General features: G+C 46.2%; 24 protein-coding genes. 9 read left to right on the top strand and 15 right to left on the bottom strand.

The window, feature by feature from the left end; genetic code table 11:
• Nucleotides 1–36 precede the first annotated feature (36 nt).
• Nucleotides 37–576 (bottom strand): helix-turn-helix domain-containing protein, encoded by a 540-nt coding sequence (locus tag ACQEXP_RS12730; RefSeq protein ID WP_269375791.1) that lies wholly within the window; start codon nt 574–576, stop codon nt 37–39.
• 78 nt (nt 577–654) lie between these two features.
• On the opposite strand from ACQEXP_RS12730, the gene ACQEXP_RS12725 reads away from it, so the two are divergent.
• Nucleotides 655–1839, top strand: a complete 1185-nt coding sequence (locus tag ACQEXP_RS12725) for a benzoate/H(+) symporter BenE family transporter (protein WP_426970320.1) — start codon at nt 655–657, stop codon at nt 1837–1839.
• A gap of 115 nt (nt 1840–1954) precedes the next feature.
• Here the strand turns inward: ACQEXP_RS12725 and ACQEXP_RS12720 are convergent, their stop codons facing one another.
• From ACQEXP_RS12720 to ACQEXP_RS12690, 7 genes are all read right to left on the bottom strand, one after another.
• On the bottom strand, nt 1955–3022 hold the full coding sequence (locus ACQEXP_RS12720) for a YjhT family mutarotase (RefSeq protein ID WP_426970281.1): 1068 nt from the start codon (nt 3020–3022) through the stop codon (nt 1955–1957).
• 15 nt (nt 3023–3037) lie between these two features.
• On the bottom strand, nt 3038–4195 hold the full coding sequence (locus tag ACQEXP_RS12715; RefSeq protein ID WP_426970279.1) for an N-acetylneuraminate epimerase: 1158 nt from the start codon (nt 4193–4195) through the stop codon (nt 3038–3040).
• 222 nt (nt 4196–4417) lie between these two features.
• Nucleotides 4418–5254: a MurR/RpiR family transcriptional regulator gene (locus ACQEXP_RS12710; protein WP_269375795.1), complete on the bottom strand. Its 837-nt coding sequence runs from the start codon at nt 5252–5254 to the stop codon at nt 4418–4420.
• 218 nt (nt 5255–5472) lie between these two features.
• Nucleotides 5473–6363 carry a dihydrodipicolinate synthase family protein gene (locus tag ACQEXP_RS12705; RefSeq protein ID WP_426970277.1) on the bottom strand — a complete coding sequence of 297 codons (891 nt, stop codon included), beginning with the start codon at nt 6361–6363 and terminating at the stop codon, nt 5473–5475.
• 28 nt (nt 6364–6391) lie between these two features.
• Nucleotides 6392–7675, bottom strand: coding sequence for a sialic acid TRAP transporter large permease SiaM (siaM, locus tag ACQEXP_RS12700; RefSeq protein WP_426970275.1), 1284 nt, complete (start codon nt 7673–7675; stop codon nt 6392–6394).
• A gap of 9 nt (nt 7676–7684) precedes the next feature.
• Nucleotides 7685–8194: a TRAP transporter small permease gene (locus ACQEXP_RS12695; RefSeq protein WP_419723636.1), complete on the bottom strand. Its 510-nt coding sequence runs from the start codon at nt 8192–8194 to the stop codon at nt 7685–7687.
• Nucleotides 8195–8258: 64 nt separating this feature from the next.
• A complete protein-coding gene (locus tag ACQEXP_RS12690) occupies nt 8259–9224 on the bottom strand; it encodes a sialic acid TRAP transporter substrate-binding protein SiaP (RefSeq protein ID WP_269375799.1) in 966 nt (321 codons plus the stop codon).
• A 248-nt stretch (nt 9225–9472) separates the two neighbouring features.
• Between ACQEXP_RS12690 and ACQEXP_RS12685 the strand changes: the two genes are divergently transcribed.
• From ACQEXP_RS12685 to ACQEXP_RS12670, 4 genes are all read left to right on the top strand, one after another.
• The gene (locus ACQEXP_RS12685) at nt 9473–10183 is read left to right on the top strand and encodes a putative N-acetylmannosamine-6-phosphate 2-epimerase (protein ID WP_426970273.1); all 711 of its coding nucleotides are present in this window, start codon (nt 9473–9475) and stop codon (nt 10181–10183) included.
• A complete protein-coding gene (locus tag ACQEXP_RS12680) occupies nt 10171–11034 on the top strand; it encodes an N-acetylmannosamine kinase (protein ID WP_426970271.1) in 864 nt (287 codons plus the stop codon). Before ACQEXP_RS12685 ends, ACQEXP_RS12680 begins: the two co-directional genes overlap by 13 nt.
• Nucleotides 11035–11037: 3 nt before the next feature.
• Nucleotides 11038–12174, top strand: coding sequence for an N-acetylglucosamine-6-phosphate deacetylase (gene nagA / locus ACQEXP_RS12675; protein WP_426970269.1), 1137 nt, complete (start codon nt 11038–11040; stop codon nt 12172–12174).
• A 166-nt stretch (nt 12175–12340) separates the two neighbouring features.
• Nucleotides 12341–13207 carry a glycerol kinase gene (locus ACQEXP_RS12670; protein WP_426970267.1) on the top strand — a complete coding sequence of 289 codons (867 nt, stop codon included), beginning with the start codon at nt 12341–12343 and terminating at the stop codon, nt 13205–13207.
• 7 nt (nt 13208–13214) lie between these two features.
• On the opposite strand, the gene ACQEXP_RS12665 is transcribed toward ACQEXP_RS12670, so the two are convergent.
• On the bottom strand, nt 13215–14102 hold the full coding sequence (locus ACQEXP_RS12665) for a LysR substrate-binding domain-containing protein (protein WP_269375804.1): 888 nt from the start codon (nt 14100–14102) through the stop codon (nt 13215–13217).
• 149 nt (nt 14103–14251) lie between these two features.
• Here ACQEXP_RS12665 and hisC point away from each other — a divergent pair, with 149 nt between their 5' ends.
• Nucleotides 14252–15343: a histidinol-phosphate transaminase gene (gene hisC / locus ACQEXP_RS12660; RefSeq protein ID WP_426970265.1), complete on the top strand. Its 1092-nt coding sequence runs from the start codon at nt 14252–14254 to the stop codon at nt 15341–15343.
• A 14-nt stretch (nt 15344–15357) separates the two neighbouring features.
• Nucleotides 15358–16131: an ABC transporter substrate-binding protein gene (locus tag ACQEXP_RS12655; protein WP_426970264.1), complete on the top strand. Its 774-nt coding sequence runs from the start codon at nt 15358–15360 to the stop codon at nt 16129–16131.
• 35 nt (nt 16132–16166) lie between these two features.
• Here the strand turns inward: ACQEXP_RS12655 and ACQEXP_RS12650 are convergent, their stop codons facing one another.
• From ACQEXP_RS12650 to ACQEXP_RS12625, 6 genes are all read right to left on the bottom strand, one after another.
• Nucleotides 16167–16970: a substrate-binding periplasmic protein gene (locus tag ACQEXP_RS12650; RefSeq protein WP_426970262.1), complete on the bottom strand. Its 804-nt coding sequence runs from the start codon at nt 16968–16970 to the stop codon at nt 16167–16169.
• Nucleotides 16971–17270: 300 nt separating this feature from the next.
• Entirely contained in the window at nt 17271–17699 is a 429-nt protein-coding gene (locus ACQEXP_RS12645) for a YccF domain-containing protein (RefSeq protein ID WP_138972674.1), read from the bottom strand.
• 142 nt (nt 17700–17841) lie between these two features.
• Nucleotides 17842–18570: a sulfite exporter TauE/SafE family protein gene (locus ACQEXP_RS12640; protein ID WP_269375809.1), complete on the bottom strand. Its 729-nt coding sequence runs from the start codon at nt 18568–18570 to the stop codon at nt 17842–17844.
• A gap of 78 nt (nt 18571–18648) precedes the next feature.
• The gene (locus tag ACQEXP_RS12635; RefSeq protein ID WP_426970260.1) at nt 18649–19857 is read right to left on the bottom strand and encodes an MFS transporter; all 1209 of its coding nucleotides are present in this window, start codon (nt 19855–19857) and stop codon (nt 18649–18651) included.
• 9 nt (nt 19858–19866) lie between these two features.
• Nucleotides 19867–20046, bottom strand: coding sequence for a hypothetical protein (locus ACQEXP_RS12630; RefSeq protein WP_426970258.1), 180 nt, complete (start codon nt 20044–20046; stop codon nt 19867–19869).
• A gap of 106 nt (nt 20047–20152) precedes the next feature.
• A complete protein-coding gene (locus tag ACQEXP_RS12625; protein WP_269375811.1) occupies nt 20153–20563 on the bottom strand; it encodes a rhodanese-like domain-containing protein in 411 nt (136 codons plus the stop codon).
• A 123-nt stretch (nt 20564–20686) separates the two neighbouring features.
• Between ACQEXP_RS12625 and ACQEXP_RS12620 the strand changes: the two genes are divergently transcribed.
• Together ACQEXP_RS12620 and norR are read left to right on the top strand one after the other, a co-directional pair.
• Nucleotides 20687–21625, top strand: a complete 939-nt coding sequence (locus ACQEXP_RS12620; RefSeq protein WP_426970256.1) for a helix-turn-helix domain-containing protein — start codon at nt 20687–20689, stop codon at nt 21623–21625.
• 131 nt (nt 21626–21756) lie between these two features.
• The gene (gene norR, locus ACQEXP_RS12615) at nt 21757–23286 is read left to right on the top strand and encodes a nitric oxide reductase transcriptional regulator NorR (RefSeq protein WP_426970318.1); all 1530 of its coding nucleotides are present in this window, start codon (nt 21757–21759) and stop codon (nt 23284–23286) included.
• Nucleotides 23287–23502 lie beyond the last annotated feature (216 nt).

Genomic DNA, 23502 nt, shown 5'->3' with positions numbered 1-23502 from the left:
CGGGAAGTGGGTATGCACTTCCCTACACTACATTCATTACCTCGGATAGCAGACAATATTGTGAAAAACCATACTTTCCGAGACAGCTTGATAACCATGAGGCTGATCGCTGTAGAAGCGTAAGCTTTCACCTTCCTTGAGCGAATGCCATTCTTGATCGAAGTAAATCCTCGCTTCACCCTTGATTACATGTACATGCTCAACGACTCCTGCACTGTGGGCATCAGACATCTGTTGATGATGCTGGGACAACGTAATCTCGAATACTTCAAGACCAGTATCTTCTTTGTATGGGAACAACGTTTTTACCTTCATGCGCGGATCTTCAGGGAACACCCTATCCGGTGACTGCAAATTAGGTTCGTTGGCAAAAAAAGCTGAAAAAGAGGTCTCCAAACCACTCGCTATTTTCCAAAGAGTGGCAATCGTAGGGCTTGATTCTTCCCGTTCTATTTGACCTAACATTGCCTTAGACACACCAGTCAGCTTGGCCGTTGCATCTAAGCTCAGCTTTTTCTTTTGTCTTTCCGACTTTAAATGATTGGCAATTTGCGACTTAAAAATCGTCTCTTTCATTAATACAACTCCTATTGTGCGTTATAGCGCACAGTGCTATCTTGGCAGTTGTGCGTTATGACGCACGGATAGCTTACCATAGAGTGTGGAGTAACAATGAATCAAAAATCATCGGTTTTAAGCCACATTACCGCTGGCTTTACAGCGGTATTGGTCGGATACACCAGCTCGGTGGTAATTATCATCCAAGCTGCCACGGCTTCGGGAGCAAGCGCCAGTCAAATTGAAAGCTGGTTATTGGCACTTGGAATCACAATGGGAGTCACATCCATCGGTTACTCTTGGTATTACAAAATGCCAATCTTAATGGCTTGGTCGACACCAGGAGCGGCGATATTGGTCAGTTCTGCGTCGCAATATTCGTTACCGGTGCTAGTTGCGGCCTTTGCTGTCACCGGACTGCTGATATTTGTAACTGGTTTAATTTCGCCCCTTTCCAAAGCACTGCAACGTATTCCTTCTCCACTCGCAACCGCAATGTTAGCGGCGATCTTACTGCCTTTCTGCGTGAAAGCTTTCGAGCCTGTCATGACCATGCCTATCATCTTTGGAGCAATGTTTTCGGCTTATCTTGTCAGCAAACGTTTTGTGCCTAAGTACACCATGCTTATCTTACTGCTCATCGGTCTATTCTTCGCGTTTCAGTCAGACGAAGCAGCCTTGAGTACATCGGCCTTGACACTAGCGAAGCCAAATTGGGTCACGCCACAATTCGACCTATCGGCCATACTGAACATTTCAATTCCTTTGTACATAGTCACCATGCTCTCGCAAAATTTGCCGGGTATCGCCATGATGAGAAGTTATCAGTATCAAGCGCCGGTCAAACCCATACTGCTCGGTAGTGGGATAATCAATATCCTATCGGCTCCATTTGGTGGATTCAGTCTTAATCTCGCAGCTATTTCAGCCGCACTCTGTATGACTGAAGACGTCGATAGAGATAAAAACGTGCGCTATAAGGCGGTCTTGTGGGCTGGAGGTTTCTATTTGGTCGCTGGGATACTCGCCTCCTCCGTTGTCGCACTATTCGTCTCACTGCCTTTACAGATTACACATATGCTTGCGGGTTTCGCCCTACTCGGCACACTACTGATGTGTTTGCAAACCGCGTTTCAGAGTGACGATCTACGTGAACCAGCCCTATTTACCTTCCTAGTTACTCTTTCAGGAGTAAGTCTACTTGGTATTAGCTCGACGCTTTGGGGGCTGTTAGTTGGTGGGTTATATGTGTTTATAATGGGGAAACGAAAGTCTGGTTGACGCTCTGAGCAACATAGTGAGCCATTAACTAACTGATTAATATCAACAAAGCGTGTTGGTATTGAAGAAGGGCAGCCGTACTTTATACCTGCCCTCAATTTTCAATAAAGTCTCACTACTGCCAGCTCAACGCATAGCAACGAGTTTGCGCCTCTCCCAACTTACTTTCACCACCTAGGAGATAGAACGTATCACCACTGGAGACAGAGACGCCATAAGCAACACCTTGGGACAAGGCTCTTTCGCTGTGCCAATTGATACCGTCAAAACGCCAGATACTATTGCTGTAGTGCTTCGTTAACCCTTTATGCGTATACCATTGGTGGTTGTTGAAGTTATTCTGGCTACCAACAAAATACGCCCCACCCACCGCAAAGATCTGACCCTGCATTTGGCCACAAAAATGCCCTGCTAATCCTTCATGCTGGCTTTGAATATCAAATATCGAGGCACATAACTTACTGCTAATATGACTCGATGAGTGAAGCTGGAACTGTTTCGTTTGCAGACTGCGAAGTCCAGGCTTTATTTCTCCCTCAATCAAGGTAACGGTACTTCCTTGCTGCACGATCCCTGCACCACAATTGGCAGCAAATGGGTTCTTATCTAATATCGCCCACGTTTCAAGAGTTAGGTCAAAAGACCAAATATCCCCATTCCAGCCATAGCCAAAAACCGGGCGAGACATGAACTCATTCAACACACTCTGATGTTTTTCGGGTTGTGACTTTTGATCAATCGATGATAACTTGGCGACAAACGAGTCAAACGTTTCTTTGCAGTAACCACCGAAGAAAACCAGTTCGCCCGTCGACAAGGTACAAGCAGATGCCCCAAGCAAACCAACCGGTATTTGCGTGTTTAATTTAGTCCAAAGGTTTGTCTTAGCATCGAAACGATAGGCGTCGTCGAGCACAACAGGCGATTGCTCATGTTCGCGCTGACCCGCTCCAGAGAATACATACAGATTGTCGTTACTCACTACATAGCAAGCGTCATTACGTTCAGTCCCGACAAAGTCTGCGGCTCTCTGCCAACCTTGTTCTGGCTGCGCCAAATCGTAGTAGAAAAAGTGTTTTCCTGCGCTGCCTAAGCCGATATAAAGACGCTGACCTAACATGCCACCTACGCCATTTTTTACCCCGATAGGTAAGGGTGGAAATGATTCAATGAGTAACGACATCTTCATCCTCCTAAATTAATCAGCGACATCAACGCTAGAACCGTTCCACGCCAGTAGATAGACTTTTTTGCTGGCACTGCGATCACTCGTCTCTCCACCAGCAATCAATACCCCATCCTTGGCTGAGAAAGACGCCCCGTAGGCGATACCTTGAGGAAGCCCATTAACTTCTTGCCATAGACCATCCTTATGGACATACATCTCTGGGTTAAATGCTTTGCCAAAACCGTTATGAGCAAACATATTTCCATTTTCAAACGCTGCTTTTGCCCCGTGGAAGTTGGCTCCGCCAGCCACAATAATGACACCATTACTTTGTCCCGCAAACGCACCGGCAACCCCCTCCTGCACCTCACTTGATTTAGGCGCAGGAAGCTCGTGCATACTTTGCCATGGTTGCGTTTGGGTAAACTGATACTGCTTCACTTCAGCGGTTCTTAGCCCAGGTTTTATTTCCCCGCTAATCAAGGTCGCTTTGGAACCATCCGCGACTAACGCTGTGCCACAGTTTGGCAAGTATGGCGATGTTCCCAACTCACTCCACTTACCCGTTTCCGGTTTGAAGCTAATAACTTGTCTATTCCATCGATAATCGAGTGGTTTCATTCCCATATAGTCGTCGACGATCTTTTGCCATTTCTCAGGCTCGGCCTCTTTATCCGTCGTCATAACATCGTGAAGATAGCGATCGAAATACTCTTTGTTGTAACCGCCGAAGAAGAGTACCTGTTTTCCATCTGGGGAGTACGATGCTGCCCCTAAAAGCCCAACAGGTGCAGATGTATTTGCCTGTGACCATTGATCTTTGGCAACGTTATAGCGGTACACCGTCTCAAACAAAATCGGCGCAGCGTCCGACGATTTCACTTTTCCAGAACCACCAAACACATAGATTTCGTTGCCAATCACGGAAGCCGTCGCACCACTTCTTGCCGGACCGTTAAAATTGGCCTTCTTCTGCCAGCCTTGATCGAGGTTGTTTAAGTCCAACATATAAAAGTCTTGTCCTGCTGAACCCAACCCAATGAACACCTTGTCACCAACTTGAGCGCCAATGCCGCTTTTTATCCCGACGGGTAAATCGGGCCATTGATTGGCTGCGTGGGTATTGGCGCTAAGAAACACAGAAGCAACAAGCAAAGGTGTGTGAAAGAGATGATTTCTAATATTCATTATTGTTATTTCCTTATCGATGGTCGCCGAACTGACTGCGTCAGCGAGTGACAAATTAGCCAAGCCCCTGGCCAACATTGGTTATATATCGAACACATTATTGATCAATGAAAAAATATTTCTTTGATCAACTTAACAATAAAAAATATTTTCACCAATAGATAAAATAAAAGCCCACAAAATAGTGAGCTTTAAAATTAGTTGTTTAATATCATAGAGATATTAACTATTCATCAACGGAAGAACCACTTCAGCCGTTTCCAGTACAGACTCAGTATATTCGGGATAGCTATCAATCAAAGTATTAATCAGCGCATCAACTAGCAACAAAGCGCCAACTTTTGAAGCAAACGCCCCTCCAGTGAGTGGGCCTTCTGGTCGTGCTGCTACAAGCAACTCATCAGATATTGCCGACAACGGGCTATGGCTGATATTCGTTAAAGAGACAACAGGAACATTGCGACGATGTGCCTGACTGGCGGCATGGATCACTTCTTTGGTTGAACCAGAGCTTGATACCGAGAACCACAAATCGCCCGCACTGCTGCGACCTGCACTCATCGCCGCTAAATGCGTATCTTCATACATGATGGCTTTCTTACCAATACGGACCAATCGATACGCTAGGTAACGCCCCACTATGCTCGATGCACCCACACCAACACAGCCAATAAACTGAGCGTTATGGACCAGTTCGCAGATACGACTCAATGATTTGCGATCAATCAGCTTGGCAGTATCTTGCAAACTATCAACGGCACTTTGAGCCGAAATATCACAGATATCCCCCTCCATTTGAGGCTGATTTTGGCTTGCGGTCTGACTGAGGTCGACAGCAAGCGCCATTCTGAAATCAGAATAACCCTTATATCCCATATCACGACACAGACGTACAACCGTCGCTTCGCTTGTTTGGGTATTGCGAGCAAGTTCCGTTATGGTCTGAAACTGTACATCATGTGCATTTTCAAGTACGTAGTCCGCAACCAGTCTCAGTTTTTTACTCAAAGGCTCAATATTCGAACGTAATCGAACCATTAGATTTTTAGGCGAATTCACTGCGGCCTCTTCAGATTTATTTGGCTAAGATAAAAGTATCAAACTCAGTGCCTCTTGAACACTAACAATCACGCTATCAGCAAATAAGTAAATTGAAATCAAACATTTCAGCCACCTAAGTTCTGATCTCACTCGCTTTATTGTTCCTAGGTGGGAGGAATCGCAGCTTACGCCGCCCCCCTCCCAAACTCACTGGTTACGTCCTCACGCCCCTCAGCTCAGATAAAATCAGCGTCGCGCATTTTAGCCAGTACATCTGCTTTCTGATTTGCAGTTAAAGCACGGATAGGCTGACGCGGGTCACCAGCATCAATACCATGCAATTGCATCGCCACTTTTCCCGCAGCAACACCACCGTATTCAACCAGAATACGAATGATGGCAATGACCTTGTCCATGAGTTTCGCGACTTGATCGTGTTTCCCTTGATTGAACGCTTCAATGATTTCTAGATAGAGCGGTGCAGCGTAGTTATAGGTGCTGCCCACGGCGCCGACTGCGCCAACCGCCAAACCCGCAGGCAAGAACTCATCGACACCGAATGGGATGTCAAACTTTCCACCAGAAACACGGACACAACGTTGATACTCGTAAAGGTCGACATTGTTAAACTTGGCACCAGATAAATTTGGGATCCTTTGTTCACCTTTAATCAGGAACTGCTCAAGATCCAGATTTACCCCTGACATACCCGAGTGGTAGTAATAAAAGCCCTTTGAAGGTGCCGCCGCCGCTATCTGAGCACAATACTCGACCAAATCATCGACGCTACCAGGTTTAAAGAAACAAGGTCCAATCGCCGAGGTCGCCAAAATATCCAGTGTTTCAGCATGCTCTGTTAAGTGAATGGAATCAACGATACTTAAAGCGCCGGTGTGCAGAATAAGGTCAAGTTTGCCATCTGCTGCTTTAACCCAACGTTCAGCGATCGCTTTCCGTTCTTCAACTGAACAGTGTATACCTTCGCCGGTAGTACCACATACATAAGCGCCTTTCACACCCTGCTCGATCAGTAACTGAGCAATTTGATCAATCGCGGCAAAGTTCACCTTGTTATCCGCTGTGAATGGGGTATGCGGAGCAGCAATAAGGCCAGTTAGTTTATTCATCTTAATTACCTTTAATTCAAAGTTGTCATTACTGTCCGTAGCCAAGCATCAGCTGTGGAAGTAGAAGAGTAAATTGCGGGAATACAGCAACCAGCGCCAACACGATAAAGAGAGGAACCAGCAACGGAAGAACACCACGGGTCAAAACATGGAATGGAATATCACCAACTCTTGAAACCACGTATAGCGCCATTCCCATCGGTGGCGTCAAAATGCCAATCATGAGGTTTAGAATCGCCATCACACCGAAGTGAACGGGGTCAATACCAACCGCTGCCGCGACAGGTACGAGGAACGGAACCAATAGCAACAAGAGCGCAAGGGATTCTATAAAGGTGCCGAGGAACAACAGCAATAAGTTGATAAGAAGCAGTAGTACCAACGGATTATCACTGATGGTCAAAAAGTAATCTGCCAACATTTGCGGTAGTTGTTCACGTGCAACAATCCATCCAAAGACAGTGACACCCATCACCATCAAAGCGACAACAGCGGTTGTATTTACCGTCTCTTTTAGAATCTCTACAAAACCACTCAAAGTAAGCTGCTTGTAAACAACCGTACCGAGAAACAGTGCATATAAGGAGGAAACGACCGCTGCTTCAGTGGGAGTGAATTTGCCAGAGAAGATGCCACCAATAATGATCACTGGCGTCAGCAATGACAAAAATGCTTCTTTAAACGAGGTCAACTGCTCACGACGTGTGGCACGAGGCAGCGTCATATAGCCACGCTTCTTACAGATGAAGTAACTCATCGTCATTAGCGCAATACAACATAATAGACCGGGAATAGCACCTGCGAGGAATAAAGCGCCGATGGACGTATTGGATACCACTCCGTATATCACCAAAGGGACAGAAGGGGGAACTAATGGACCAATGATACAAGAAGCCGCCGTTAGACCACCGGCAAAGTCATCGTGATATTTTGCATCACGCATGGATTTGATTTCTAACTGCCCTAGGCCACCAGCATCTGCCAACGCTGACCCTGACATACCCGAGAACAACAAGCTTGCCATGATATTTACGTGACCAAGGCTACCTGTTATATGACCGACCATGGATTTAGCAAAATTGAAAATTCGCTCAGTAATGCCGGCACTGTTCATTAAGTGCCCTGTTAAAACGAAGAAAGGCACCGCCAATAAAGTGAAGTTATCGATCCCACCCAGCATCTGCTGAGCCGCGAAGTTGATCCCAGTGCTGTTGGTCAACACCAAAAACACTAAAGCAACAAAAATGAGAGAAAAACCCACTGGCATGCCTGCAAACAGCAGCCCTAACCAGCCAAAAATTGAACCTGCCATATGGAATCCCTACCTTTCAGCAATTTGTGAATCTGTTGAAGACACGGATTGACTGCCACAGAACAGTTGCTTGCCAATACCGACCATTTTTTCGAGCTGTCTGAACACCATAAATACGCCACCTAGTGGCAAGCTATAGTTCATCCAACTACTCGATACTCCGAGTGTGATCAACTCAAAGAAAGCCGTGCGCTGAACATGCTGATAACCCAATACAATAATGGCAAAAATAGACACCAGAACCGCGAGTTCCAGCGACAACACTAAACACAAGCGAGCCTTTTCTGGCAGTTTGTCTGAGAAGAAAGTAATGTTGACATGCGTGCTGCGTTTAATGGCTATCGCACAACCGATCAGCGACATGTACATAAACAGAACTCGGGCGAGTTCCTCACTCCAGAGCGAAGGATCATTCAACAACCAACGAGTCCCTATCTGCCAAGTCAGTACCACTAACAGGGCAGCCATCAACGGCACAGTTATGATCTCTTCAATATTGTTAATTATCTTACGTAACATCTTGAGCTCCATGGCTGGCCTAGCTGGCCAGCCCGAACAGATGAGAATAGCTCACGCTACTCTCTTACATAGCCGCGAGTTTCTTAACGATAGGCTGACCAACCTTATCTTCAAACTCAGCATAAAGTGGCTGCATCGCTTCACGGAAAGGCGCTAAATCGGGATATGTCACGTTCACCCCTTGCTCTTCAAAGAATGAAACCAGTTCCTCTTCTTGCTTCTTAACTGAAGCCGTATGCGCTTCACCAGCTTTCATCACCGCGTCTTCGACAATTTTCTTCTCTTTGTCAGACAGTTTTTGCCAAGTGGATTCAGAGATGATCACCATCTGGTCATTGACAATATGATTGGTCATCGCAAGGTTGCCCTGAACCTCGTAGAACTTCATCGTTTTGATCGTTGGTAGTGGGTTTTCCTGACCGTCTACCGCATTCGTTTGAAGGGCTAAATAAACTTCCGAAAACGCCATTGGTGTTGGCGATGCCCCAGACAACTTAGCGTAGTTTAGATTTGGCTTAGCATTAGGTACGCGTAATTTCAGACCTTTGAAGTCTTCAATTGAGTTAAGAGGACGGTTAGAAGTAGTTTCGCGAGTGCCGTTGTACCAAGTATCGAGAGCGCGCCAGTTGAACTTGGACAGCATCTCTTCACGGATTCCAATACCAAAATCCGAATCGAACATACGGCGTAAGTGTTCGAAATCACGGGCAACATAAGGCAGTGTCACGGCTTCAGCACGTGGAATCCAAAGACCCATGCGGCCAAACTCAGCGTAAGTAATGTCCAAATCACCCATGCTTAACTGCTGTAGCATCGCGCGGTCATCACCAAGCTGTGCACTCGGATAAAGAGCGAGTTTCAGTTCGCCTTTACTCATCTCCTCCATGGTGTCCGCTAAGAGTTTAGCTGAAGCGTACTCCACAGAACCGACTGAGGCTTGCATCCCCATTTTCAGTGTTGTAGCGGCTTGTAGACTAGTGGCACAGCTTAGGGTCAGCAGAGCGAGAGTAATCTTATTGATGGCTTTCATATTGTTCCCTTTTTATACGATTTATACCTGGTTTCACCATTTTCAAAAAAAACTTTTATTTTGTTTGAAAAAAATCTTCGTTATGGATTATTATTGCCATGAAGATTATTTTCAAATCAACTTTTTACAAAATGTGATCGCGGACAAAAATTCGCCAGACATATCAATTGGCACACTGATTGGACGAATTGTGACGGTTTCTTTCTCCTTCACTCCGCACTAGCATTACTCAAGTTACGAGGCCCGTTGTGAACACAAAAAGTATAAGTATCAATGAATTAAAGCAGTCTCTGCTCGGTCAAACCGTAGTATCGATACAACCAGTGGTAGGCAGTCCTTTAGAAAACACCGATTTTATCGTCGCCATGGCGGTTGCAGCTGAACAAGCCGGGGCTAAAGCATTTCGTATCGAGGGTGTAAAAAATGTCAAAGCAGTCTCAGCAGCCGTCAGTGTACCAATTATTGGAATAGTGAAACGTGACTTGCAGGACAGTCCTGTCCGCATCACACCTTTTGCCAGTGACGTTGATGATTTAGCTAACGCTGGGGCAACGATTATCGCATTCGACGCCACGGATCGACCACGTCCTGAGAGCAGAGAACATATCGCTCAAGCCATCAAAAATTCAGGTTGTATCGCTATGGCTGACAGTTCTTGTTTTGAAGATGGTGTCTGGGCTCATGCGCAAGGAGTGGAAATAATCGGTTCAACATTATCAGGTTATGTTGGAGAGACTGAACCGACAGAACCAGATTTGCAGTTAGTCAAACAGTTTTCACAAGCTGGATTCTTTACAATGGCAGAAGGACGTTACAACACACCCGAGTTAGCGGCTAAAGCCATTGAGTGTGGCGCAACGGCGGTGACGGTCGGTTCAGCGATCACTCGTCTTGAAATCGTCACTCAATGGTTTAACTCAGCCACTCAGGCAGCAGGAGCAAAGGAATGCGCACATTAGCAATCGACATCGGAGGGACAAAAATCGCCTTAGGGCTGGTTGAACAAGGTGTGTTAATTGAGCGCAGACAAATCTCGACCCCCGTTGTCAACGATGTCGATATCTTTGCCCACACTCTACTCACGAGCAGCAGTGATTGGCTAAAAGAGTGCGACAATATCGGAATTTCAACCACAGGTTTAGTGACTGAGCAGGGAATAAGTGCCATTAATCCAGATACCCTCGCCTTTCCCGCTCCTTTTCCTTTAGTTCAGGCGATAGAAAAACACGTCAAACTACCTGTTCAAATGCTGAATGACGCACAGGCCGCCGCGTGGTTCGAATATACTCAGTTGGATGATCAAGTAAAAAACATGGCGTTCATTACTGTATCAACCGGTGTGGGTGGTGGGATTATTATCGATGGGAAACTGCATCAAGGTCAGTCCGGACTCGCTGGGCATATAGGACATATGTCAGTATCTCTAACCGGCCCTAAATGTGGCTGTGGTCAAATGGGATGTGTCGAAGCTATCGCGTCCGGAACCGCTATCCAAAGAGCGAGTGAACAACGCTTTTCCTCACCACTATCAAACATTGAACTGTTCGAACAAGCGCAGACCAATACCGACGCCGAAGCGATCATTGACCAAAGCGCACAAGCCATTGCGATACTATGCTGTAACTTAAAAGCATGTTTGGATCTCGATGTCATTGTCTTGGGGGGCGGCATCGGGCTGGCAAAAAACTATATTGCTCGTGTCGATCAAGCGATAAAACGTCGTCCAGCGGTATTTCAAGTACCTGTTGTGGCAGCCAAAGGCGATTATGACGCCTGCTTACTTGGTGCTGCATTTCAGTTTGGAGAGTAAATCATGACGCTTAAAGCGATATCTGCACCACGAATTTTCGATGGAAATCACTACCACTATAATTGCGCCTTAGTCTGGGAGGGAAACCAGATAGCCTCGATTCTCCCTGTTGGTGAATTGCCTAACGAAATAGAGCATCAACATTTCCCGACGGGTTTAATCGCCCCCGGATTTATCGATATACAAGTCAATGGTGGTGGCGATGTGATGTTCAACAATGACATCACGACACTAGGAATGGCAACCATATGTCAGGCCCATAGAAAACATGGTACTGCCTATTTACTGCCAACACTCATTAGCTCGACACCTGAAAATATTCAACATGCCCTCAACGCCACACAACAGGCGATAGAAGAATCGGTTGCAGGTGTACTGGGTGTTCATTTAGAGGGACCGTGGTTAAACGCAGAGAAGAAAGGGGCGCACGATGCCAACTTGTTTTACTCACCAACAGTAGAGCAGCTCGAATCATTCCAATGGCCTAAACAAGGCAAGGTTCTGGTCACCGCCGCGATAGAAAATATCGACCGCTCGGCACTGCTGTGGATGAAAGAGCATCAAGTTATTCTGTCATGTGGTCACAGCAACGCCAAAGCGGATCAACTGCCAGATGAGAAACGCTTGCTTATCGATGGCTTTACCCATCTGTTTAATGCGATGTCTCCCCTAGAAGGTCGCGAACCTGGCGTGGTTGGTACAGCACTCTACTCAGATCACAGCTGGTGCTCGATCATTACTGACGGGATCCATGTTCATCCCCAAAACGTAATGCTTGCCCACAAGGCGAAACCACAAGGGAAACTGCTGATCGTCACGGACGCAATGGCGACAGTGGGTAGCAAAACCAATCAGTTTGTTCTCGATGGAGAAACGATCAAGGTAGTTAATAATAAACTGGTTAACAGTCGCGGCAGTTTGGCGGGTGCCCATATTGGTATGGATCAATCGGTGGCGAATGTCATCCGATGGGGAATCAGCGAAGAAGAAGCGTTAAAAATGGCCGCAACCTACCCAGCGCAAGCACTTCATTGCGACGATCTTGGAATGCTCCAGCCCCATTTCCGTGCGGCCGCAACCGTACTCGATGATGACTACCAAAGCCAAGCCGTCATGGTTGACGGGGTACTCTATCAATAGTGGGTCAGGAGGGGCTCTCCTCCTTGACTCTGTTCAACTCCCATCAGGCTCTAACGAGCACGTTTTAGCACACGACATTGTCGACAGCAGGTCTATTATTTTCCTATATCTTCTTGATTAAACGGGGCTTTGATTTAACAATAGCATCAATGATAAGGAGAATAGAATGTCAGACAAAATCTCTACCACCGCCTTGGCAAAACAACGTGAAATGGATGCTAAACAACTGTTTAGCGACCTTAAAGTTGCAGGGTATATCAATCGCTCAGATGATGGCTGGGTTCTGACAGAGCTTGGGATTAAATTTGGTGGTGAGTACATTGATCATACTAAATTTGGCCAGTTTATTGTTTGGCCAGAAAACCTCCTTATCGATTCCACCGCCACCAGCGGTAAAACCATGAGCGCCACCCAAATTGGTCAACGCTTTTCTCTCAGTGCAAAAAAGGTCAATCAGTTACTCCAGGAATTGGGTTGGATAGCCAAAGGCGACGATGGCTGGCATGTCACTGCGTCTGGTCTCACTGTAGGCGGTTATCAGCGCGAAGACAAAGAGCGTGAGCAACACTTTGTCGTTTGGCATGACTCGATTGTTCGCAATAAACGTTTGAGACAGTCAGTTGTTGAGTTCTCAGGGCAAGATGCCCAAGCGCACGCGACGGACAAGTCGTTATCGAGTTTCAGGCAAAAGTTCGAAGCTAAGCATCGCACGCTAGACGGGCACTATGTACGCTCTAAAGCAGAACTGATCATCGATAATTGGCTTTACATGAATGGTGTCGTCCATGCCTATGACCGTCAGTTACCGATTGAACAAGATGTACTGAGTGATTTTTATCTGCCAACCGGAAAAGTCTATCTTCAATATTGGGGTGACGACAACGCGACAACTCCAGAAAAACAGCAGCATAAAATTAGAGCCATCTATGAGGAACATCATTTTGCACTAATAGAGGTGTTCCCTGATGAGATAGACAAGCTGGACGAAGTGCTGCCAGCTAAACTAAAACCTTTTGGTATCAAGGCATACTAATCGTCGCTCACTGCGCCAGCCAATCAACCAGATGCCTGATGCGTGTACTCTCTTCATGCTTGGGCAGCAACAGATAGTATCCGCTGCCAGATTTGACGCTTTTCTCGAACGGCTGTATCAAGCGTTTTGCTCTCAAATCTTGCTCTGCCAATTTAATATCGCCAATCGCAATACCAAACCCTTGCAGTGCCGCGTTGACGGCCTGATCAAGCGTCGCAAAGGTCTGGTTGCCCTTGCCTTTGATCCTATTGTGCTCTAGCGTGTCCAGCCACATTAACCAATCTGATTGCTCTTGGTTGGCATGTAACCAAGTAAACTGACCCAGTGCATCCTCTGTCGAAACCGATTCATTGGCTTGATTCCCCACCACTGTTTGCCATAGCTGCGGTGAGCACATGGGAGCTAACGCCTCTTCAAATAATAGAACCTGCTCAAACGCCTTACTTCTGGTCGGCTTGCCGTAACGAATGATCAAATCAAATCGGTCAAAACTCGGAACAACATTGTGTTCAGTGGTCGAGGTCAGTTCAACATTAATGTCTGGATACTGCTGCTGAAAATGCGCGATGCGGGTAAGTAGCCATGATGTAATGCAGCTCGGGGCGTTGATTTTGATCCGATTAGCGCTGTCTGCTACCTCACGTATCGAAGTCTGTAAACGCCGAATGATCTCTTCAGCCAAAGGGACGAACTTATCGCCTTCCGCTGTGAGAGCCAAACCTCGTGCCTGCCGATAAAACAGAGTGACCCCCATGATGCTTTCCAGTGACTGAATCTGACGACTGATCGCACCTTGGGTCATATTTAGCGACTCAGCGGCATGAGTAAAATTGAGATAGTATGCCGTTGCAAGAAAAGCTTGCAGGTTTTTGGTTGAAGGTAGCCGAGTGTTCACATTGTTCATCCATGATTTTTTTGCATAGCAAGTATGCCTTTATTTCGATTCTAGCGTCATTCTTTTTTGATTAGATTATTAATCAAACGGAAGATATGTCGATTTATATCCTCATATCGTGACTAACCATTCAATGCTAGGTATAAAAAATGATGTCACTTGCGGAAAAACTGGCACCAGAGAACATAAAAAAGTTAATACCTTATCAGTCTGCTCGTCGAATTGGTGGCAGCGGTAGACTGTGGCTCAACGCGAATGAACTAGAGCAACCATTACTATTCAATCCCCATCAATCGGCTCTTAATCGTTACCCCGACTTTTTACCTCAAGATATCGCAGCAGCCTATCAGGCATACTGTCACACCAGTCAACCCACGATAGCGGTGCGTGGTGCAGATGAAGCGATAGACTTGATCATTAGAACGTTCTGCCAACCTGGTCAGGACAGTATCGTAACCTGTAGTCCAACCTACGCCATGTACCAGTTCTGCGCAGAATCATTCTCAGTCGCTGTGATTGATTGCCCGTTACGAGCGCACGATTTTTCCCTCGATGTCGATCATATCGTTGCTGCTTCCCAGCAGGCAAAAGTGATTTTTCTTTGTTCACCCAATAACCCAACCGGTCAGTTACTGGGCAGAGAGAAGATTGTTGCGATTCTTGAACAGACTGCCGACCACTCACTAGTTGTGGTCGATGAAGCCTACATAGAGTTCGAACTGGCAGAAAGTGTCGTTGATCTGATCGACCAATATCCGCATCTGATCGTAATTCGAACCCTTTCTAAAGCCTTCGGTCTTGCCGCAGTGCGTTGTGGATTTATCATCGCCTCGCCAAGCGTCATGGAGTTTGTTGCTCGACTCGTTCCCCCATATCCGATGCCAGATAGCTCCTCGGAAATCGTATTGCATGCATTAAGCTCCGAAGGTCTTGAGAAAGTGGAAGCGCACACACAAGCATTGGTCAAAACCAAACAACAATTTGTAGATGCCATCAAGCATCTTGAATGGATAGATACGGTTTACCCATCATCGACTAACTTCGTTCTGATTCGAACTCAGCCTGAGATAAAGCTGTTTGAATACTTAGTGCAGCAAGGTGTTGTCACCCGTAATCAAGCTCACGAACCCGCGCTAAAACACTGTGTACGAATCACCATAGGCAGCGCACAGACTATGCAAGAAGTTAGTGAAATTATTTGCAACTTTTCAGACGTCCTGACACCATCCACCGAAAGATAATAAGGATATTTATCATGAACAAAATGCTTTGTGCTATCGCTTGCGCAGCAACCTTAATCGCAACACCTATTGTTGCTAAAGAAGTGCGTCTTGCTTCTGACTTTACTTACCCACCATTCAACTACAAGGACACGAATGGTCAACCTGTCGGTTTTGATATCGAAATTGCGGATGCGCTATGTTCGGAGGCAAAACTTGAGTGTACTTGGGTTTCACAAGGTTGGGACTCGCTTATCCCTAGCCTACTTGCGCGCAAATCAGATGTGATCATGGCGTCAATGCGCATTACAGAAGAACGCAAACAGCGAGTTTTGTTTACCAATAAGTACTACCAAACTCCAGCACGTTTTGTCGCTAAATCCGGTAGTGGCTTGGCTCTGACCAAATCAGACTTAAAAGATAAAGTCATCGGGGTACAAAGTGGCACGATTCACGATCGATACGTAACCGATAAGTTCGGTGACGTCGCTGAAATCAAGCGCTATTCAGGTCAAGATGAAGTCTACATCGACCTGAAAAATGGTCGACTTGATCTCACTTTTGGCAACTCGGATCAATTGGCACTGGCATTTTTGGACAAGGAGATTGGTCAAGGCTTTGAATTCATCGGCAAACCAGTTACTGACAAAGCCTACATAGGCGAAGGAACCGCGCTCGCGCTTCGTCTTCAAGACCAAGAACTGGCAGAAAAATTCAACAAAGCTATCGACACGATTCGCAGCAACGGCACCTACGACAAGATCGCAGCCAAATACTTTTCGTTCGATATCTATGGTGAAGAGCTATAAGTCGAGTAAACAAAAAGAGGCCATTTGGCCTCTTTTTACTGTTTAGACTTTGCGTTTCGATACTTAACCATCACTTCGCTATCAGGTTGGTAGTGCGCGATCAACTGATCAAGCACACCCTCATTCTTCAACTGCGCAAAACTCTCACGCAAGGCATCGACCACCAGAGGTGAGGTGTTGTTTCCCGTCACCAACCATAAGTCCTTGCAAAGCTTGTCGACCCGAATAACCTCAATAAATTCGTTTGGATTAAAACCATACTGTTCCATACGGTAGTAATAGCTCGACGTCACCAATGGCGCGAAATCGACACGATGAGCACGCAGCAGCTTAATGGCAACCTTGCCATAATTGACAGGAATAATATTGCCAAACCCTTCATCTTTTATCACTTCTTCGAATGAGCTACCTACCTGCGCGGCAAAACTATGATTTCTCAGGTCCGTCAGGGAAGCAGGAACAACAGATGGACCTTCGATATGACGATAAACTGCAACTTCATAGGGAGACACTGCCCCTATCCATTGAAACTGTTCTTCCCGATTGGGTGTGCGCGAAAGAGAGAAAAACAACACATTGTCACTCTCTTGAGTTGTGCGAATAGCTCGCTTCCACGGAACAAAATGGACGTCACCGATTTCCATCTCGACACTTTTTGATGCGTGTTCAACTAAAGCTTCGACAAATTTGACCACATATCCCTCTGGCTTGTTCTCGACTTGTACTTGCAGCGGAGGAAACTCCTGAGTATAGAGATCCAATTTGATGGGATCAGCAAATGAACCAGTGCTTATTACTGTACTAAATAAGGCAAGAGATGAATAAAATGTGTGGGTCAATCGCGGCAACATATCCAGTATTATTCTTCCGTGAGCTGGTCAGCAAACGCGGCTACTATAACCAACTCATTCGTCAAATCAATCTGTTATTTGCATATTTTCTGGTCGACACGGAAAAATATCCACATTTCAAAATTGTTCACAAAACAACCTAAGCAATCATTTGCTTAGCTCATCTCCCGTACTGAGTGAGCAAAATTCAAGCAACTTCTGGTTCGGCTTTTCGCTTAATAATCGCCAAAAACAGAAAAGATCCCATTAGGGATCTTTTCTTCAATGACGCTATGAATAGGCTAATTGTTACTTAGAATATCTTGCTAACGCAGCCTGTTCTTTCGGCACAACTGTTTTACCAATTGGCGCGAGAGAAATGTACGCCAACTTTAAGTGTTGGAGCGCGAAAGGAATACCAATGATGGTAATAAAACAGGCAACTGCAGACATAATATGTCCTATCGCCAACCAAATACCGGCGAAAACAAACCAGATGATATTACCCACCAGTCCCAACGGGCTGGTACCTATATCGGTCTCATTAGTTAGCTCATCACGAGCGATAGCTTCTTGCCCAAACGGGAAGAAAGAGAAGTTGCCCATAACGAAACACGCTCGTCCCCAAGGGATGCCAATAATACTGATAAACGCCAGCAATCCAAAAAACCACCACATTAAACCCATGACGATACCACCGCACAGGAACCAAATTATGTTTCCAAGTGTTCTTAACACTGACTCTCTCCTTTGTGAAAAACCTTAGCCACTGAACAATCATCGTACTTCAGTACTAGGAAGGGTGTATAAAATGGGTTTGAACATGCCTTCCTTATTAGCGACCAGTATCAGGATCCTTCCTTAACCTAACATGAACAGTTTAAGACAAACCCTGCCAGACTGCGGTTGCGCCGCTGATACTACACAACAATAGCGCACCAAAACGGATTTTCTCTTTTGGCAATGAGTGAGTCGTCAACTGAGCGAGCTTGTAACCGATCCAAGCCGCAGGGATGAGTGGTACGCTGATCCATAGATGATGGAGTGTTAAAAACCCTGCCGGCATTTGAATAAGCAATGAGATAAACGAACTAAAGACAAAAAACGCAGAAAGATTGCCTCGTAGTTGATTCGCTTCCTGATGCTGCAGCAATAATGCCATTGGAGGGCCACCTATCGCTGAACTTGTGCCAAAAAAACCGGAGAAAAAGCCAGCGACGCCCATCCGCATTGGCGTCGGCTCGATACGGAATGGGAGTAGGCTCACCACCACAGCGAACAGCACCAATAACCCGAGCCAGAGTGTCATCACATCAGTAGACACCATGACTAACAATACACCACCAGCAATAGAGCCTGGAACTCGCCCTATCAACGCCATTTTTAGACCACCAATCTCGACACTCGCACGATGTTTAAGTGCATTGAGTATTGATATAAACAGTGCCACCAAACAGATAGGCGCGGGGACATAATCCGGTGAAACTAAAATCAACAGTGGCGCAGCGACAATGGCTAAACCAAATCCTATCGCCGTTTGGACAAACGACCCCAAAAAGATAAGAAAAGCAGCAATCAATGCCTCTGACGAGACCCATTCAGCGAACATATAAATAAGAAAGATGAGAATTAGAATGAGTCCATCATAATCGAAGTTTGATTAAAACGGACTCACTATTTTCATTTATTACGCAACTGCATAACGTTGTACTGGTTTATCATTAATTGGCAGATGAATCAGCGCCGCAGCAAAAGCCAATACCACAGTCGACCACCAGATTGGCTCATAGGATCCGTAGTAATCGTAAATACGGCCACCAGCCCAAGCCCCCAAAAAACTACCTACTTGGTGAGTAAAAAATACCAAACCGTACAGGGTGGAGAGATATTTGGCTCCAAAGATTTGACGCACTAACCCCGACGTCAAAGGCACGGTTCCCAACCAACAAAAGCCAATTGCCCCACCAAATATAGCGGCAGTATGTTCAGTAACGGGCAGGGTTACAAACGCCCCGATCACCAAGGTACGCATGATATACAGTGCAGCCATTACATGACGCTTATTGAATCGGTCACCCATCACTCCCCAAAAATAGGAGCCAAAGATGTTGAATATACCCACGTACGCCAAAGCCATTGCTGCAGCGGAAGCAGGTAATTGCTTGTCAGCGAGATAGCTTGGCAGGTGAGTGGCGATAAACATAACGTGAAAACCACAAACAAAGAAGCCAAGGTGGATCAACCAATACCCCTTGTGAGAAAACGCCTCTTGCAATGCTTGTTTTAGCGTCTGGTTCTCTTCAACACTGCCAACAGACGTAGCTTGCTTCGGCGTACTGTTTTTCATAAACAGTGCAAACGCGATCATAGTGCTACACAAAAGAGCGAAAGCTTGAAGCGCACCTTGCCAACCAAAATCCGTTAGTAAAGCTTGTGCGCCTGGAATCATGGCAAACATACCAAATGAACCCGCCGCCGTAGTCAGACCAAACGCTTTAGCGGCATGTTCAGCAGGCACGACTTTAGCGACAGCACCCAAAACAATCACATAACTGGTTGCGCTTAAACCTAAGCCCACCAGTACCCCGAGAGAGAGGTAGAGCAAGCTAGGTTCCATAGCGATAGAGGTCAGGTATAAACCTAAGCCGTAGGCGAACGCTCCAAGGATAATGATGCGCTTGGCACCATATCGATCTGATGCCATGCCAACAAACGGTTGAAACACACCAAATAGTAAGTTTTGCAACGCAATGGCAAAACTAAAAAATTCGCGTCCGGTCTGAAAATGTTCAGAAATTGGCATCATAAAGATACCGAAAGATTGTCTAATCCCTAGACAGATAATCAGAATGGCAATACCTAGCCAAACCATGACAGGAAATCGAAAAATACTCATCGCAGTACCTTAGTGATGATGATCATGAGAATGGCTGGCTTGATCGCCTAACGTCTGATGGCAACTACTATCAACGGCTTGTTGCGCCAAGAGATCCAACAAAGTTGGAGAGTGGTGAACAACAATCAGGGACAGTATTAGCAACAAGCTCATTCTCACAAGCTGAGCGAAAAGTGATTGAGAAAACATGATTCAAATTCTCAGCGTGGATTTAACAAAGAGCGCGAAGTGTAGGGATCGACGCGCAATGACTCAAATGACATTTGGTCAATTACACTATGCACTGGATGCATGTTTACTGCTGCTCAACCAAGCAGGGAACAAGTTCAAACCCTTCATCTAGCCAGCCCGTAACACCACCAATCATTTTCTTGACCGGCCGTCCTAACTTAGCCAATCGTATCGCTGCTTTTTCCGTCCCATTGCAGTGTGGTCCTGCACAATAGACAACAAACAACGTCTCTGATGGAAACTCAGCTAAGCGCTTCTCATTGAGCCTTGGATGTGGAATGTTGATCGCCCCGTCCACATGACCTTGTTCAAACAGCACTTCCGCTCTGACATCGACTAAGACAAAATCCTGTAATCCATTGGTCAACGCGTGGTGCACATCCCAGCAATCTGTTTCAAACTTTAATAGTTGCTCAAAATGAGCCAGCGCCTCTTGGCTGTTCGCCGCCGCCACTCTTGATACTGCACTCGACATATTACGTACTCCTTGTGTGATTGATGACAACACTATCTTGCCGTCAAATCGTAGCAGGTGACATTGGCGTAAAAGACAGTTATCGTTAATTTTCAGCCAAGCTGGTTATCTCAAGGAATGAAGATGAAAAAAGTCGCGATCCTCGCCCATACACATGTCACTCTGTTCGAAATGTCATGTGCGATAGAATTGTTTGCTCTACCAAGACCTGAGTTCGAAAACTGGTACCAAACTGACGTTGTCAATTTGCAAGACAGCGACATTCAGACCACTGGAAACTTGCTGCTTCGCGCTCAATACGTTGAATCTCTGCAATCCTACGACACGCTGATCATTCCTGGATGGCCCACTTGGGATTACCCGATTCCTGATAGAATCAAACAACAAATCACCTTATTTACACAAGAAGGTAAGCAAGTACTCACACTATGTTCTGGCTCATTCTTACTAGCACGACTAGGTTTGCTTGATGGAAAAACAGCAACCACACATTGGATGTACGAGCAGAAATTTCGCCAGCAATTCCCTCTTGTCCACTATCAGCCAGATGTGCTTTACGTCTTTGACGACAACATTGGATGTTCTGCGGGAAGTGCGGCAGCACTCGACCTTGGCCTCGCTGTAATTCGTAGCGACTACGGCTATAACATTGCCAATCAAGTGGCAAAGCGACTGGTGATCTCGGCTCACCGTTTAGGTGGACAAGCACAGTTCGTCGAAACCCCTATGTTAGAAATACCCAATCAGTTTTCAGCGGCAATCGACTGGGCCAATAGTCAGCTTGATAAAAGCATCACGGTTGACACCCTAGCTGACAAAGCCAATATGTCACGACGCACTTTTGACCGTAAGTTTCGCGCCAGCTTCAACCTATCTCCTAAAGAGTGGCTAACTCAACAACGTATCGAGAGAGCAAAAGGACTATTGGAGGGAGAAGCACATTCCATCGAGCGACTCGCGAACATGTCTGGATTTGAAAATGCGACGACCTTACGCCATCACTTTCGTCGTCTTGTCGGAGTGTCACCACAACAGTATCGAGCACAGTTCAATGGCAAGTAGTAGCCACTAAGTCCTCTGTCGCGTGTTCAATTGATGTAAATCAACTCAAAGGCACTTAACGCAAACCTATCGATGTTAAAATGACATCTTGTTGCTAGGATGGCCGTTTCGCTAATCCAACAGGGAACATGATGAAAGCCAACCTGAATAAAGTGCTGCTCGATATCGCACTCAATCTAAGCTCCAACCAGCATAGTGAAGCTCAATATCAGATGCTGATTGACGGTATAGACAAAGTCTTTCCCTGTGATGCCAGTGCCCTATTCGTACTGGATGAAGATGGATTTCTTACCCCTGTGGCAGTGAAAGGCATTTCGACCACTATTTTGGCCCGTCGATTCTTCCCGCGCACTCATCCACGGCTCGAAGTGATCATGCAGAGTAAACAACCCGTTAGATTTGGCGCAGAGTGTGAGCTGCCAGATCCATTCAGCGGGATCCTAGTCAGTGAAGAAGCAGAGCTAGATGTGCATGACTGCATGGGCTGCAGTCTCTATGTGGAAGGTCAATTAGTTGGAGTACTCACATTAGACTCACTGACTGTTGGTGCTTTTGATGCCATCGATCCTGTGACTATCGAGACCTTTGCTGCACTAGCAGCAGCAACCCTGCGCAATATTGCTCAAGTTAAGGCTCTCAAAGCACAAAATAAAAAACATAAATCCGTTACTCAGACTCTCATCCAACAAGCCCGTTCGCAAAAAGGGGAGATGGTTGGTCTTAGTCCCCAGATTCAGCAACTTCGCACCAATATTGCGACAGTTGCTCAGTCTGATTATGCGGTGCTCATTACCGGTGAAACAGGTGTCGGTAAAGAACTGGTCGCGCATAGTGTTCATGCTCAAAGTCATAGAGCGGATAAGCCAATGATCTACGTAAACTGCGCTGCGTTACCAGAAAGCCTAGCTGAAAGTGAGTTATTTGGTCATGTCAAAGGGGCGTTCACCGGAGCCAATAGTTCTCGAGCAGGTAAGTTTGAACTTGCAGACGGCGGTACGATATTCCTTGATGAGTTGGGTGAGTTGCCACTGATGCTGCAAGCGAAACTTTTAAGGGTGATACAGCAAGGGGAATTGCAAAGAGTCGGTAGCGATCAACACCTGCTGGTCAACGTCAGAATCATTGCAGCGACCAATCGCTCTCTTGAGCAAGAGGTGGCGAACGGCCAGTTCCGAGCAGACCTGTACCACCGACTCAACGTCTTCCCTATCTCTGTGCCCGCGCTAAGAAATCGAGAAGGAGATATTCCTGTTTTAGCCGGTTATTTGCTGGAGAAAGTTCGTAGCCAGTTTAATATCCCCAATTTGCATCTTCATCCCAAAAGCCTATCCTGGCTCGAAAAACAGAGTTGGCCAGGTAATGTTCGCGAGCTTGAACATACTTTAACCAGAGCCGCTTTAAGAGCGATTCAACAGCAGCAACAGATGATTCGTATCAGCCATTTTGATGCAGGGATTGGCTCGACAGATGAGAGTTTTTCGCAAGATATTCTCCCCAACGAAAGCCAACCGATGAGAAGTCTGGTTGAGGCCTATCAAAAGCGCCTCATCGTGCACGCTCTCAACAAATCGAATGGGACTTGGTCTCAAGCGGCTGAGTTTCTCCAGATGGATCGTGGAAACCTCTACCGTATGGGTAAAAAACTGGGTGTTGAAGCTTAACTTGTCACAGTGGGCGCTCAGCCCACTTAATCACACCAACACTAAGTGATGTAAAAATAACATCAGGATTCACTGCACACATTTGATAGACTCTAAACACCCACGCATTCTCTACCACCTTGAAGAACCAAGCTTTTTTTGTCTATTTCATCACCAAGCCTTAACCGACTAGAGACCAATTTCCATCCGTTGCCTGACGATCACAAGCATTGGGCC

It is taken from the genome of Vibrio sp. TRT 1302, from assembly GCF_050113875.1.
GTDB lineage: Bacteria > Pseudomonadota > Gammaproteobacteria > Enterobacterales > Vibrionaceae > Vibrio.
The sequence above is the reverse complement of the archived record's forward strand: the minus strand, read 5'-3'. Positions and strand labels throughout refer to the sequence as shown.

Bases quoted from the DNA above. Each gene is read 5' to 3' on its own strand.
- ACQEXP_RS12730 (WP_269375791.1), bottom strand. From the start codon at position 576: ATGAAAGAGACGATTTTTAAGTCGCAAATTGCCAATCATTTAAAGTCG.
- ACQEXP_RS12720 (WP_426970281.1), bottom strand. From the start codon at position 3,022: ATGTCGTTACTCATTGAATCATTTCCACCCTTACCTATCGGGGTAAAA.
- ACQEXP_RS12715 (WP_426970279.1), bottom strand. From the start codon at position 4,195: ATGAATATTAGAAATCATCTCTTTCACACACCTTTGCTTGTTGCTTCT.
- ACQEXP_RS12705 (WP_426970277.1), bottom strand. From the start codon at position 6,363: ATGAATAAACTAACTGGCCTTATTGCTGCTCCGCATACCCCATTCACA.
- siaM (WP_426970275.1), bottom strand. From the start codon at position 7,675: ATGGCAGGTTCAATTTTTGGCTGGTTAGGGCTGCTGTTTGCAGGCATG.
- ACQEXP_RS12695 (WP_419723636.1), bottom strand. From the start codon at position 8,194: ATGTTACGTAAGATAATTAACAATATTGAAGAGATCATAACTGTGCCG.
- ACQEXP_RS12690 (WP_269375799.1), bottom strand. From the start codon at position 9,224: ATGAAAGCCATCAATAAGATTACTCTCGCTCTGCTGACCCTAAGCTGT.
- ACQEXP_RS12680 (WP_426970271.1), top strand. From the start codon at position 10,171: ATGCGCACATTAGCAATCGACATCGGAGGGACAAAAATCGCCTTAGGG.
- nagA (WP_426970269.1), top strand. From the start codon at position 11,038: ATGACGCTTAAAGCGATATCTGCACCACGAATTTTCGATGGAAATCAC.
- ACQEXP_RS12670 (WP_426970267.1), top strand. From the start codon at position 12,341: ATGTCAGACAAAATCTCTACCACCGCCTTGGCAAAACAACGTGAAATG.
- hisC (WP_426970265.1), top strand. From the start codon at position 14,252: ATGATGTCACTTGCGGAAAAACTGGCACCAGAGAACATAAAAAAGTTA.
- ACQEXP_RS12655 (WP_426970264.1), top strand. From the start codon at position 15,358: ATGAACAAAATGCTTTGTGCTATCGCTTGCGCAGCAACCTTAATCGCA.
- ACQEXP_RS12640 (WP_269375809.1), bottom strand. From the start codon at position 18,570: ATGTTCGCTGAATGGGTCTCGTCAGAGGCATTGATTGCTGCTTTTCTT.
- ACQEXP_RS12635 (WP_426970260.1), bottom strand. From the start codon at position 19,857: ATGAGTATTTTTCGATTTCCTGTCATGGTTTGGCTAGGTATTGCCATT.
- ACQEXP_RS12630 (WP_426970258.1), bottom strand. From the start codon at position 20,046: ATGTTTTCTCAATCACTTTTCGCTCAGCTTGTGAGAATGAGCTTGTTG.
- ACQEXP_RS12625 (WP_269375811.1), bottom strand. From the start codon at position 20,563: ATGTCGAGTGCAGTATCAAGAGTGGCGGCGGCGAACAGCCAAGAGGCG.
- ACQEXP_RS12620 (WP_426970256.1), top strand. From the start codon at position 20,687: ATGAAAAAAGTCGCGATCCTCGCCCATACACATGTCACTCTGTTCGAA.
- norR (WP_426970318.1), top strand. From the start codon at position 21,757: ATGAAAGCCAACCTGAATAAAGTGCTGCTCGATATCGCACTCAATCTA.